This window comes from Candidatus Woesearchaeota archaeon (assembly GCA_021734105.1).
GTDB lineage: Archaea > Nanobdellota > Nanobdellia > Woesearchaeales > SKGA01 > SKGA01.
This window is the reverse complement of record JAIPJP010000029.1, coordinates 1-13,646: the sequence shown is the minus strand read 5'-3', so window position 1 is coordinate 13,646 and position 13,646 is coordinate 1. Positions and strand designations below refer to the sequence as shown.

The 13,646-nt window shown below is 35.9% G+C and carries 14 protein-coding genes; 11 read left to right on the top strand and 3 right to left on the bottom strand.

Annotated elements, in window-relative coordinates:
* The 5 genes from K9M74_05110 to K9M74_05090 all read left to right on the top strand — a co-directional run.
* Positions 1–282, top strand: a 282-nt coding sequence (locus K9M74_05110; protein ID MCF7799254.1) for a hypothetical protein, incomplete at its 5' end; no start/stop codon positions are given.
* A 192-nt stretch (positions 283–474) separates the two neighbouring features.
* Complete coding sequence (locus K9M74_05105) at positions 475–1,137, top strand: PIG-L family deacetylase (protein ID MCF7799253.1); 663 nt, start codon at positions 475–477, stop codon at positions 1,135–1,137.
* Positions 1,134–2,423, top strand: coding sequence for a glycosyltransferase family 4 protein (locus K9M74_05100; GenBank protein MCF7799252.1), 1,290 nt, complete (start codon positions 1,134–1,136; stop codon positions 2,421–2,423). The genes K9M74_05105 and K9M74_05100 overlap by 4 nt, the downstream gene beginning before the upstream one ends.
* Before the next feature lie 69 nt (positions 2,424–2,492).
* On the top strand, positions 2,493–3,413 hold the full coding sequence (locus K9M74_05095; protein MCF7799251.1) for a hypothetical protein: 921 nt from the start codon (positions 2,493–2,495) through the stop codon (positions 3,411–3,413).
* A 10-nt stretch (positions 3,414–3,423) separates the two neighbouring features.
* Complete coding sequence (locus K9M74_05090; protein MCF7799250.1) at positions 3,424–5,604, top strand: UvrD-helicase domain-containing protein; 2,181 nt, start codon at positions 3,424–3,426, stop codon at positions 5,602–5,604.
* A gap of 119 nt (positions 5,605–5,723) precedes the next feature.
* Here K9M74_05090 and K9M74_05085 read toward each other — a convergent pair whose 3' ends face one another.
* Positions 5,724–6,065: a hypothetical protein gene (locus tag K9M74_05085; GenBank protein MCF7799249.1), complete on the bottom strand. Its 342-nt coding sequence runs from the start codon at positions 6,063–6,065 to the stop codon at positions 5,724–5,726.
* A gap of 68 nt (positions 6,066–6,133) precedes the next feature.
* On the opposite strand from K9M74_05085, the gene K9M74_05080 reads away from it, so the two are divergent.
* Positions 6,134–6,574 (top strand): hypothetical protein, encoded by a 441-nt coding sequence (locus K9M74_05080; GenBank protein ID MCF7799248.1) that lies wholly within the window; start codon positions 6,134–6,136, stop codon positions 6,572–6,574.
* Positions 6,575–6,582: 8 nt separating this feature from the next.
* Here K9M74_05080 and K9M74_05075 read toward each other — a convergent pair whose 3' ends face one another.
* Positions 6,583–6,861 (bottom strand): hypothetical protein, encoded by a 279-nt coding sequence (locus K9M74_05075; GenBank protein MCF7799247.1) that lies wholly within the window; start codon positions 6,859–6,861, stop codon positions 6,583–6,585.
* Entirely contained in the window at positions 6,858–7,523 is a 666-nt protein-coding gene (locus tag K9M74_05070) for a MarR family transcriptional regulator (GenBank protein MCF7799246.1), read from the bottom strand. Before K9M74_05070 ends, K9M74_05075 begins: the two co-directional genes overlap by 4 nt.
* Positions 7,524–7,774: 251 nt before the next feature.
* On the opposite strand from K9M74_05070, the gene K9M74_05065 reads away from it, so the two are divergent.
* The 5 genes from K9M74_05065 to K9M74_05045 form a co-directional block, all read left to right on the top strand.
* Positions 7,775–9,049: a glycosyltransferase family 4 protein gene (locus K9M74_05065; GenBank protein MCF7799245.1), complete on the top strand. Its 1,275-nt coding sequence runs from the start codon at positions 7,775–7,777 to the stop codon at positions 9,047–9,049.
* On the top strand, positions 9,016–9,918 hold the full coding sequence (locus tag K9M74_05060; protein MCF7799244.1) for a hypothetical protein: 903 nt from the start codon (positions 9,016–9,018) through the stop codon (positions 9,916–9,918). Before K9M74_05065 ends, K9M74_05060 begins: the two co-directional genes overlap by 34 nt.
* A gap of 5 nt (positions 9,919–9,923) precedes the next feature.
* On the top strand, positions 9,924–10,310 hold the full coding sequence (locus tag K9M74_05055; protein ID MCF7799243.1) for a hypothetical protein: 387 nt from the start codon (positions 9,924–9,926) through the stop codon (positions 10,308–10,310).
* A gap of 204 nt (positions 10,311–10,514) precedes the next feature.
* A complete protein-coding gene (locus K9M74_05050) occupies positions 10,515–12,299 on the top strand; it encodes a glycogen/starch synthase (protein MCF7799242.1) in 1,785 nt (594 codons plus the stop codon).
* Positions 12,300–12,478: 179 nt separating this feature from the next.
* Positions 12,479–13,646: hypothetical protein (locus tag K9M74_05045; protein MCF7799241.1), on the top strand; the 1,168-nt coding region annotated here is incomplete at its 3' end.

Genomic DNA, 13,646 nt, shown 5'->3' with positions numbered 1-13,646 from the left:
AGCATCTTTCACGCATTCAAACAAAAGTTTGGAAGTAGCGTGAGCTCTCGACACATCGCTTCAGCAAGAAGCGAAGTATATTGCAAAGCAATACTTCACAATATTTTCTTGCTTTTAGCAAGACTCTCGGGACAAACCCCTTCTCTAGGGCTTGTTCAAAATGGAGGTGAACTGTATGCTGCGAAGTACTCTTCTTGCTGCGCTTATGAAAGGATTACCACCAGACGCTCTTATTTCATTGATGAAGACGAAATGTGTCTAACTCAAAAAACTTCTAGGTAGTATGCATATGATTTTGAACAGAGCAATCCTCTATGCTCTATTTAGAATAGTTCAGTTATACTACATTAAAGAATTGTTATACTACGTTGTTGTTTAGCTGCGCATAGGAGTTCTTTGTAACAAGAAAAACCCGTGCTTTAGCCCGTATCTCTCAAAACATTAATAAATGCTTTAACGAATCAGTTTTCTATAATGAAAAAGCGGTATGTTCTTAACATTGTTGCTCACTCTGATGATCAAGTGTTTGGGCCGGGTGGCACTATTATTAAATACGCTAAAGAGGGTATTCATATTGTTACTATTATTTTCTCTTATGGAGAGATGTCTCAGCCCTTAACGAAGAATGAATTAACAAGGGTTGTTCGCGTTAAAGAGTCTAAACTTGTTGATAAGCGATTTTTAAAAAATGGCGAGACTATTTTTTTAGGTCTTACTGAAGGTAAGTTTAAAGAAGAGTTTGAACGTAAAAAAATGAAAAAACAATTGCAAGATTTGCTTCTTAAATATAAACCTGAAAAGATATTCACTCATGCAGAAGATGATCCTCATCCTGATCACATGGCTTTAAACACTTTGCTGTTACAAACGTATGATGAGCTACATACAAGAACTGGATTTACAACAAATATGTATACATTTGGTGTGTGGCGTTTCTTAAAACTAAAAAAAAGAAGTTATCCGCAATTAGTTGTTGATATTTCTACAACATTTAAAGATAAACTCAATGCATTGGATTTGTATAAGAGTCAGCGTTTAGCGCTTCTTTCGTTGAAGTGGAGTGTGTATTTGAAAGGTTTTTTTAGCGGTTTAGCTAATAATGTATCGTTTGCTGAGGTGTTTGAGAAGGTACGATGAAAAAGCTTCATTTACTCATCGCAACGGATAGTTTTCTTCCTCGTCGTGACGGCGTAACAAGATTTTTAGAGGAAACTATTCCTCGTTTAGAGCAGACGTTTAATATTACTATTATTGGTCCTCAGTTTCGGGATGGGGAAGTTGAACTTTCTAAAAATATAACATATGTTTCCGTTCCCCTATCTAAGCAGGTGGCGGGTGATTTCCCCTTGCCTAAATTTCGATTGTGGAAAGTGATGCGTACAGTAAAAAAAGCAGATATTATTTTTTCTCATTCCATTGGTCCTATTGGCGGTCTCGCATTATTTTTTGGTCAACGGTTTAGAAAAAAAACAGTGAGTTTTATTCATTCTGTTGATTGGGAATTATGGAGTGGAACTTTTAATAATCGATTAGTAAAAAAATACGCCTACCCTTTTGGCAAATGGTTATCAAGACGATTATATGGTCGGGCATCCCATTTACTACTTCCTTCAGAACGTATTGCAGACTTACTTTCTTGGTCTAAGATAACTACTCCGAAAACAATTATACATCTTGGTGTTGATACAAATAAATTTACTCCCGAAATAGAGAATAGAACTACTAAGCGAGACGAACTAGGTTTATCAGAACTTGATTTGGTTATTGGTTATCATGGAAGAATTTCTCGCGAGAAAGATTTGCGTACGTTAGTTCGCGCATTCATTAAATTAAGAAGAAGATACAATTATTTGAAATTATTAATTATTGGTAGTGGTGTGAAACAATTAGAAAAACAATTAGGAAAACAACCCGGCGTTGTGCATGTTCCTGCAGTTAATGATGTGGAGACTTATTTGCCGCTTATGGATATCTATTGTTTGCCTTCCTTAACGGAAACAACATCACTCTCTACGCTTGAAGCGATGAGTACGAGTCTTCCGGTGATAACAACTCCTGTTGGGTTTATTAGAGATTATGTGGTGCATGAGCAAAATGGCTTATTCTTTACTCCTGGTGATTCTTATTCGCTTACACTGCAATTAGAACGATTGATTAATAATAAAGAATTAAGAAAAAAATTAGGTGAGCAAGCTCGACATACAGTGGTACATCGTTTTGATTGGGACGTCACTGCGCTTCGCTTATTATCTTTTTTTAAAGAATTTGCTAGTATAAGAATTAAAGAAATTGACAAAGCAAACGAGGATAAAAAGAAGTGCTTAGCAAAAAAAGAAGCAAAAGAAAAAAAGAATAACGAAAAAATTAACGAGAAAATAAAAAAAAGAGTGAACAAAAAAATACAGAGGCAAAGAAACAAATGAGTGTGGAAATTAAAATCCCTTTTTCTTCAAGCGTTACGTTGCCCAAATATTTTACTGAGGTTGATAATAATGAAACGTAAACTTATTCGTCTTGCTGAAAAAACATTAGTCGTGAGTGTTCCTGCAACGTGGGCCAAACAACAAGGTCTTGATAAGGGCGATGAATTAGATTGTGACATTAGTGATACAAAAATAGTTCTCACACCGCCACGAAAAACACCTGTCTTGCAAACTATTCAAATTGACATTAGTCATGTTAGTGAACGGGTTCTTCGATGGAATATTTCGTCGCTTCATAAACAAGGTTATGATGAAATTATCGTAACATCTTTTAATGATTCACAATATGAAATTATTGAAGACATGGTAAAAAACTTATTTATTGGTTTTATAGTAAAAGATAAATCAAATCTTCGTATTGTCATTGGTCAAGTTGCAGTTGTTGATGCAAGTGAGTTTGACGCAACATTAAGACGAGCTTTTCGTCAGCTTATTAGTGTGTTTGAAGAAACACAAGAAAGTTTTCTAAATGCAAATATTTCTTTGCTAAAAAAACAAATTGAAAATGAATATCAGAATAATAAATTAACTAATTTTTGTGAACGTTTGCTTAACAAATCCTTAACGCAAAAAGAGAAGGGCCATTTCTGGTATGTTATTGCATGGAATCTAGAAAAAATTGTTGATAATTTTAAATACTTGGCAGTTGCAATAGATACTATTGTTCCATCAGATGCAGTTAATAGATTATTTATTAAGTTGCAAAAGTATGCTCAAGACTATTATGAATTCTTTTATGAATTTAGTTTTGAGCGTTTAACCCAGCTTTCCGTTTTAAAAAAAGAGTTAGAACTTGAGTGTTTGACTTTGCTAGCATCTGCAAGCAAGCAAGAACGATTAGTTGGTCATTATATGCATATGGTTGTGCTTCAGCTTGCAGATTTTTCAGCGTCAACTATTGCGTTGCGTTTTAATGGTATTGAGGTGTAGGTGAATATTTTTGGAATTTAATCCTGACGGTTCTTTAAAAGTTCCTAAAAAAGTTGTTCGCGATCACATCAGCGTTTTTCATCTCATAAGTGAGCTTCCTTTTCCAATTGGAAAAAAATTACTCATTAAATTGCTTCGAGGAGAAATTGATGAAAGAATAAAAAAATTACGACTTGATAATTTAGTGCATCATGGAAGTTTAGGCGGGTATGAAGAAAATGAATTAGCGATTTTTTTAGAGGTGCTTATTAGTAAAGGTTTTTTGACAACACAAATGCAAAAAGGTAGGTATCAAGTAGTATCTATAACTCCTTTGGGTTTTGAAGAATTAGAACAACAACAATTCGAATTAAAAGTTGATACGTGTTTAGGAGCGACAACACCTGACGATACTACTTTAGTCTCTTATGAGGTTGCATCTATTACTAATGATGATAGAAAAATTTTTGCTGAACTTGATTTTTTCTTAAAAGAATTTACTGATGAACAAAAAAAAGCGATTATTTGTTTAGATAAAAAGCAAGTGTGCATTGCTGGCGCGGGAAGTGGAAAAACTAGCGTACTCACTAATAAAATTGTTTTTTTAGTAAAGTATGCAGGTATTAATTCAAAAGATATTTTGGCAATTACATTCACACGTAAAGCGCGTCAAGAAATGCTTGATCGCTTAGCATTATTGTTACCAAAAATATCTATTCGTGTTGAAACTTTTAATTCTTTTGCCGAGCAAGAACTCCAAAGACATGGAACATTATTATATGGTCAAGAAAAAGAGATGGTGGATAATAAAGAATTTTTAAACATTGTTGTTAAGAGTCTTAATCATCTCGGGTTTACTGTTGAAACGTTTGTTAAACAGTATTTTCTTCCTAATGAGCGTCGTAATAAAGAGTCTCGACAATTGTTTTTTTCTTTTTTGTATGATTTTCGAACAATTCTTGACGCATATATTACGCATGGTAAAGAGGAAAATTATTTTACCTCTCGACTAATTGCAGCAACATTATCTGAGCGCGTAACTGCGCAAAATGTTGCTCGTCTTGCTTCGCTAGTCACAGAAGAACTTGAAGCTCGTGGGTTACGCACGTTTGCTGATCAATTAGTTGATATTAATAAACTCTATGCTCGCAATGAAGAAGTTAAACCTTTTTTTTCATGGGTGCTTGTTGATGAGTATCAAGATGTTAATGAACAACAAATACTTTTTTTAGAAAAACTTAATCCCGCTCATTTGTTTGTTGTTGGTGATCCTCGTCAAAGTATTTATGCATGGCGTGGTGCTAATCCTCAAACCATGTTTGATTTTATACAGCGACAGCCAACGGTGCTTGAGCTCACGACTAATTTTCGAAGTAGCAAAAAGATTGTATCTTTTGCAAATACTCTTATTTCTCAAGCAAATGCGGGCAAGAATATCTTCTCATCGCTTCGTAGTGCAAGTAATGAAGATGGTGGCGTAACTATTGAGCGTTATCAGTCAGAAGAATTTGAAGCGCAATCTATTGTTACTAAAATTCAAGCACTAGCTATTCCTCGTGATGAAATTTTTGTATTGTCTAGAACTAATAAAGGACTCGATGCTTTAGCTACTACCTGCTTGCAAGAAAGTATTCCTTTTGTTATGCGAACTGAAGAACGAGTGCAAGAGTCTTCTGGAAATGAAATTGTACTTTCTACTGTTCATGCAATTAAGGGGTTAGAAGCAAAAGTGGTGTTTGTTATTGGTGCAAGTGGAAATAATTATCCTTGTAGGGCTAAAGATCATCATTTTGTTGAGCTTTTTGCTGGTAAAGAAAGTTATGATGTGTATGAGGAAGAACGCCGTATTTTTTATGTGGCGTGCACTCGTGCAAAACAAGTTTTGCAAATAAGTTATACGGGCGTGCCTACGCCATTTCTTTCAACAAAAGTTTTGTCTAGTATTGATATTAAATTAACCGGTTTAAATGATTCTTCAAAAGTAACATCAAAAAAGCGTTTGGCTGAGCAAAAGTCTGCGCTTCGTCGCTGGCGTTTTTTAGAGAGTAAAGAGCGTAATATTCCTCCATATCTTGTTTTCTCAGATAAGGTTTTAGAACAACTTTTGCAACTCCAACCAGTCAGTCTTGAAGATTTAGAACAAGTAAAAGGTTTTGGTAAGGCAAAAATTGATGAGTTTGGTCTTGATATTCTTCATATGTTGCAGCATTAGTTCTTGCTGTAGTAAAAACGTTTTGTTTGCAAAGCAAAGTATTTTTTTTCTTTTTTTTGGATTAAAGAAATATTTTTTACTCTTTAGAAATTCTTTTGTTAAACATTTTTTTTGCTGTTTTATTTTTTATGGTCTCGTTGTTTTCGTAGATAAAATTCTTTATTATTGTTAGTTGCTGTTTTGCTTTTCAGATCATCAATAATAGTTTGATATTCATCTCGAATAAGATGTGTAGAGTCGTATGTTGTAAGAATTCGTAGTTGTCCTTGTATGGCGAGTTGGATTTCTCTTTTTGAACTATCTTCGAGCATAAAATCAAGTTCGTCAAGACTTTGGTAGAATTGTTCATGAAAGTCTTCATCAGTTACTTGTGGTTCAATGTTGTACTGATACATTGTTCTGATGTTTTGTATTTGATTTTTATAGGGGTGATTTGTTTCTGTTGCATAATCTTCATTCATAGGTTTGGAGAGAAAAGCAGCAGCATTTATAAATGAAACGTTGTTTTGCTCTTCTTGGTGAATAGATTATGATTGAAAAATTTAATTCGACTAATCCTTTGGTTAATATTGTGCAAGCGTCTGATGCGATTATTTCAGTAAGTGGTATAAGAACACCTTCTAAAGGTGTGTTACGTGGTGATATGACTGCGTATGCGTTAGTGTATCAAGATGGTGATATGGAAATTAGTAAAGTTATCACAACTCACTTTACTGATGACGCGCCTTTAGTTAATGATGCGATTGCGCATATACCTAAAAAGCAGATGAGGAAAGGGGCGCTACCACAAGCACCCGCGCGTTCTATTGAGTCTATCTCTACTTCCTATAAGATTTTTATTCAAGGCACTGCTGTTTTTCAAGGTAATGCTTTTGAAGCAAAAATTCAGCCTCCTGATTATTTGCTAGCTACATTAACTAATGCGTATTCGCGTTTAGTAGGAAGAAAGTCTTTTGAAGAGCAAAACTGATATTGTTGTTATTTTTTGCCTAGATGGTTTTCTAGGAAATAGCGTAGGCAGTCAGCGCCATCGAATGTTGCTTTTTTTCGCAGGGTTTGTGGGCCGAATTGCAAGTGCAGCCCTTCACCTTCTTTTATGGGGGTATGGCATACGGGGCAAAGGGCTAACTTGCTCTTTTTTGCTTGGATGATTCTTTTGTTTAGGATTGCATGGATATGTCCGGCGTCAAGATCTTTTTGAATGAGTTGTAGGTCTTCTAAGGGGAGTGTTTCGAGTATTTTAGCGAGTTTATTCATGATGTTGTGGCCTCAATAGTTTTTTGTAGTTCGCCATATGGATCTGCCATTATTGCTGCTCGTTTCATGAGGTTAATATAGTAATCGTCGTGATTTTTTACACCGTGAATAATTTCTTCGCTGGTATGTACCCAACACGCAACGCGCATGCCCTTGTATTCTTGTTGTTTAATGGTGTAGTTGCTGATATGTTTTCGAAGTTCATCTAGATTTTTGGTGTTGGTCAGTGCAAGAATCTCTACGGTGTTGTTTTCTTCGATAATGAACGCAACGCCTCGTAATTTTTCAAAATATTCAACATTGTACCAGAAATATTCAGAGAAGGCTCCTTTGTTTGGCGTGGCAACTCTTGCTAGTAATTGAAGGTAAATACCTAACATTTTTGTTGGTTTATTGATTTCGTATTGTCCGCCGTATCCTTTTTTAAGGAGGGTAATGGTTGCTTTTTCAGTTGCAAGCGCGTATCGTTTTTTTGGTTTGCCCACGTTTCGTTGTTTGTTTGTTTCTAGTTTGATAATTTGTCCTCGAGCTTCTAGAAGTGCGAGTTGGTTCATAACGTAAGGAAGACTTAATTCAGTAGTTTTCGCTATGTCGCTTGCGGCGTTCTTTCCCGTTGCTATTGCTTGGAGTATGTAGAATTGTGCCGGGGTCTCTTGTTGCATGTACTGTTTTCGTCATTGCTTATTTATATTTGTTTCTTTTTTATTAACTTTTTATTGTAATTAACATATTTAACTATTTACTTATTTAAGTAATTAATATTTTAAGTATTTTGTGTACTTTTTTAAGCAAAGCTTTTTAAATGGTTCTTGCTCTAATTTTACTTAGTGACTAATAAAGCGAATAGGTATACACTTATTCATACGAATAAGAATTAGTTTGCTATTAGATGTAACCTAGAGGTGTGTAAAACTTGCATGTGTTGATGTTTGGTTGGGAATTCCCTCCCTATTTTGCCGGGGGTGTTGGAATGGTTTGCAAAGAGTTAGCAGAGCATCTTGTTGCTCAAGGAGCTTCTCTTGATTACGTCATGCCCTACGCGCCAGATGATTTAAACCCTGATTTCTTAAATCTTGTAGATGTCTCTAGAAATGTAACTGAAAAGCAAGTGCTCGAGTCTGGCATTAAGATGACGCGAGTGAAATCCCTTCTTGCTGCATATCAAACAGAGGAAGAATACGAACAAACGCTCAAAGAACTCTACACTAAAGAAAGTTTTATGCAAGGGATGAAACGTCGAGATCCAACTGCCAAATTATATGGTGAGAATTTGCTTGAAGAAATTGATATGTTTGCTCGTCGTGTTGCTGTAATGGTTCAGGAAGGTTCATTTAAAAAGCCAGATGTTATTCACGCACACGATTGGACAACGGTTCCTGCAGCAATTGTTGCAAAACGCTTACTTAATGTTCCTCTTCTTGTGCATGTACATATTACTGAGGTAAATAAAAATGCTGGGAAGGGTGTGAACCCTGAAGTGTATGCTGTCGAGCGTGAAGGTATGATGGCAGCAGATAAAGTTATTGCGATTAGTAATACCATTAAAGAAACGGTAATGACTCATTATGGAGTGCCTGAAGAAAAAATTCAAGTTATTCATAACGGGGGTGTCACTATGAATCCTGTGATGTATGATGGTAAAGAATTCAAAGGCGATAACAAAGTAGTTTCTTATCTTGGTCGAGTCACCGGTATGAAGGGGCCGTTAAATTTTGTTGATGCTGCAATAAAAGTCTTGGCGCATTGTCCAGATACCAAATTTATTATGGCTGGTGCAGGTGATCAATTACAATCTTGTATGGATAGGGTCTCTTGGGCTGGTGTTGATGATAAATTTTATTTTCACGGATTTTATAATCGTGATGATGCCGACAAGTTTTTTGATATGTCCGATGTTTTTGTACTTCCTTCAATTATGGAGCCGTTTGGGGTTACCCCTCTTGAAGCGATGTGTAAAGAAACGCCAACTATTGTAACTAAACAATCCGGTGTTGCTGAGGTTATTAATCATTGTTACAAGGTAGATTTTTGGGATATTGATAAAATGGCCTCCCAAATAATTTCTCTTTTAACATATCCTCCATTGCATAAAACTATGAAAGAACGCGGATTTACTGAAGCTAAGGCAACGACGTGGGAGAAACCCGCAAAAGAATGCTTATCGTTGTATGGGATGATGCTGTTATGAGTTCAACAATCAAACAAAAACTAACCTTGACACTTCTTTTTAACGCTCCGCTTAATGAGATGAGCGCACTTGAAATTGGCGGCAATAAATCATATATTAATCAGGGTTTACTTCGTCACGAATTAGAAACAATTCTTGTTCCAAAAATTACTGAGACGATTAATAATCTCGCTTCTTCACCAAAGAATTCTTTGCAATTAGCAGTGACTGGTTTTTTGTTACCACTTTTAAAAAAATATGTGCCTGAAGTGCTTGTTGCATTGCAATCTTTTGTTCATGAAAAAAATGTAGCACTTCTTGCTGTGCCGTATTACGGAACGTCTTTACATGTTCTTTCGGAGCAAGAGTTTACTCATCAATTAGCACTTGAAAAAGATGCGCTGGATAAGTTTTTTAACAAGCGTTCTAAAGGATTATTTTCTGCTGATGGCATTATTCCGCAAAATTATACTGATGGTCTAGTTGTTATGGGAAAACCGCTTCAAGGAGAAGTTAGGCTTTCTTCTTTGGTAAATGTTGTTACGGCCCCTCTTATTGCTATTGGTGATCAAGTTCATCAAACAACTGAGTTTTCTGAAATGCAAGAGCATTTACTTGCAGAATATAAAGGTCTTTCATCTCATGTTTTTGCAACAGAAGATGAGTTTTTACTCACGGAGTGGCATATGCTTGGTCAGGCAGCCATGTTTACAAAAGCTGATGCGTTATTGCATTTTCATGAATCTTACGATCATTACGCAACCTATATGCATGTCTTAAATGATATTGCGCATAAAATTAGAACTGTTGAGTTGGGTAAGCAAGGGCAGTTTGCAACACAACCACGAATTGTTGCATCGCCATCAAAGTTATTAAATGAGGGAAGGTGAGATGTATGGTTACAAAAAAGTCTACAACAAAAAAAGTATCAAGTAAAGCACAAGCTAATAAAAAAACTTCTGGTTCGCAGAATGTTGGAAAGCAAAAAAAAACTAAACGCGTAGTAAAAAAGAAGATAACGCATGCTATTCCTCAAGAGCAATATTTTGTGTTAATGAATGGTGAACGGCTTGGGCATTATATGCAATTAGCTGATGTGTTAGAAGAACTTGAAGATGCTGTTGTTGCGCATCATGTTAATGAAGTGCGTCATGATTTTGCAAATTGGGTTCGTCATGTTTTTAACGAAGAAGATTTAGCTAAAGAACTTGAAGATGTTGATGATAAAAAGGCTATGCGTTTTATTATTTATAAGCATTTAGTCAAAAAACATTTGAATTAGACAATTAGGTATTTAAGTATTTGATTAAGTATTTGATTAAGTATTTGATTAGGTAATAACTAACAACTTCATTGCCTTAAAGAAACGTTAAGTCAAACACATTTGCAAGCATTATGAAGCAAATTGTTGTGTTTGATGATGAAGCTTTTGCTGCAGAGCAGCAAATAAGTCTTTGTACTGTTGTTGAAAAAAAGAGGGTGAGAAATGAATTCATTTGCTGACATAGTTTTTGAAGTCAGTTGGGAAATAACCAACAAATGTGGCGGTATTTATACAGTCATCACATCAAAGATTAATTTAATGCGTGCGCATTATGATCATTATACACTTGTTGGTCCGTTGTTTGATGAACTACCTGCTGATTTCACTCAAACAACTCCTCCCGAACCTATTGCGCGAGCATTTTCTGCATTAGCACATCAGGGTGTTCGTTGCGTGTATGGTACGTGGGATGTTGAAGGTCGGCCAAATACTATTCTTGTTGACGCGCGAAGTCTTCAGCGTGATGCAAATGAAATTAAAACTCGTTTATGGCTTGATTTTGGTGTGGAGTCTTATGCTGCAGGTCATGATTTTACCGAGCCTTTGGTTTGGTCGTGGGGCGTTGGTATGCTTCTTGAGCAATTCCAAAAAGAATTTCCCAGTAAAAAAATTGTTAGTCATTTTCATGAGTGGCTTTCTGGATTTGGCGTGTTATATTTGAAAAAAAATAATGTGCCTATTGCAAAAGTTTTTACAACACATGCAACAATGCTTGGTCGTTCTATGGCATCTCGAGGTAAAGATTATTTTAATCAAATTGGTGATATCAATCCTTTACTAGAAGCAAAAAAGTTAGGTGTTGTGGAAAAGTTTTCAACAGAACGTGCTTGCGCGCTTGCTGCTGATGTGTTTACTACTGTTTCAAAAACTACTGCTCGCGAAGCAGAAATTCTTTTTGGTAGAAAGCCCGATATTACGCCGAATGGGTTGGCGCTTGATTTATTTCCAACGTTTGAAGAGGCTTCGTATAATCATCGAGTGAATAAAATTAAATTACAAGAGTTTGTTATGAGTCATTTTTTTCCGTATCAAATCTTTGATTTATCTGAAACATTATTTTATTATTCGAGCGGTCGCTATGAGTTCGAAAATAAAGGTCTTGATATTACTATTGATGCGCTTGGTAGGTTAAATCACCAACTTCGCGAGGAAGGTTCAACAAAAACGATTGTTATGTTTTTCTTAGTTGCTATGGGTGGTTCATCACCAAAACAAGAACTGCTTGAAAATAAAAGTCACTTGGAAGGATTGTCTTCTGATATTGAAGATAAAGAAGATTATTTTCTTCAACGAATCATTCTTCAAGTCATGTTAGGTGATAAGCAGAAAATCGATGTTGTGCCTGAACATTTTATTACCGAACTTCGACGTAAGTTTCGCTATGTAAAACGTTCTGGAAATCCTTTTCTTGTTACGCACAATATTAATGAACCAGCCGATCCAATTGTGAAGCGTTGTATGGAAGCGCAATTATATAATAATTCTGATGATAGAGTAAAAGTAGTGTTTGTTCCAGCGTATCTTTCAGGTCAAGACGGTTTGTTAAATATGGAATATTATCAAGTAGTAAGTGGTTGTCATTTAGGAATTTTTCCTAGTTTCTATGAACCATGGGGGTATACGCCACTTGAGTCATTAGCGCTAGGTGTTCCTGCAGTAACTTCAAATACTGCTGGCTTTGGGCAGCACATGGAAGATAAGCCTTTGGGGAAACGCAAAGGGTTATACATTATTAATCGCACTGTCTCCCGGGAAAAAGAGGTTGACCAGTTGTACAGTGTTCTTTCCATGTTCGCTGCTCATGATTTGCCGGCGCGTGTTGCGTGTAAACTTAATGGTCACGCGTTAGCAACGTTTGCTGATTGGCGACAATTAATCAGATATTATATTTGCGCACATAACAAAGCATTAGGAAAACCTGGTAGCAATGAAGAGTGCGAGTTTTAAGAATGCATGATTTGCAACAATATTGCGAAGTGTTGTTCGTTGTGTTGCAACGAAAATACTTTTGTTCATCGCGATAATTTTGCATGATTAGTATCTTGCAAAATGCGATAAACTTAAGTTGTATTTTAAGGCAATGAATTTATTGTAGTTACAAATTAATAAAATAAAAAAGAGGTTAAATGGTTTTGCGGCGAATCTATAAGTTGCCGCTTCGAGATTTTATCACGAGCGGTAATCAAGAATCATTAGTAACGAATGGTTTTGGTAGTTATTTTGCTGATGCGCCCCTAACGTCTTATCAAGGATGGTATCAACTTCGCACAAAAAATTGGCGTGTGCAAAAAATTCTTGAGTCTTTAACAGTGCTTGATGAAGGTGAGCAAACGGCTTTGTATCAACAATTCTACGGTCTTCGTCGCTTATTTAAAAGTGGCGCGCAAGATGTTATTATTCCTTATAGAAAAGCATTATTATATCAAACAATACAGCTATCTGGTCGAGTTCTTGCAACGTTTGATCATCGTGAAAGTTATGAAGGTTCAAGTATGGGTCGTCATTATAAGATATCTGAAGATAACCAGAGTGTTATTATTCGTTTTACAAAAGAAAATGAGTATGAAGAATTTGTTGTTATTAAGGGTGTTTCTGAAGTTGAAATAAAAAATGCGTGGAAAGAAAAGTATTATGAAGTTGATGCTAAGCGTAGCGGACAAGGAACTGGCTGGGTGTTTGATGCGTGCACGTTTATTCCGGATAATAAAGTTGTTTTTGCAACGGGCGCAACAGAAAATGAAGCGCGAACACTTGCTGATATTGCGTATCATCATTTCGAAGAAATAGTAAGTAATACGCATGAGCACGTGTTTAATCAATTACCAAATCCGGAGCATGTTGTGCATCCGCAGTTGTTTGCTGCTGGAACGTGTGCTGCGTGGTCGCTTCAGTCACTTCATCAACAATTCTTTTTTGAAAAAAATGGTTTTAGTGGAGTGTATGCTGGGTTGCCATGGTTTTTTCAAGTCTGGTCTCGTGATGAATTAATTAGTCTAAAAGGTTTGATGCAGATAGCGAAGGTGAATGAGGATGATGTCTTGTTTGGTAAGATTAAAAATATTTTAGAGCGTCATTTAAAATCGGTTGATGCGTATGGGAGGCTTGCAAATCGTTTTCCTCATGCAGAGTTAGGAAGTTCGGATGCGTTGGGTTGGCTTGCAAAACGAATTTTAGATTTTATATCTGTTCTTAAAGAAGAAAAACAATTGTATAATTATTTTTCTATTCCTGAGCTTATTGACTGGAGTGAGCGTCTTAAAGAAGCCCTTAAAAAAGTAAACAGTCATTTGGTTC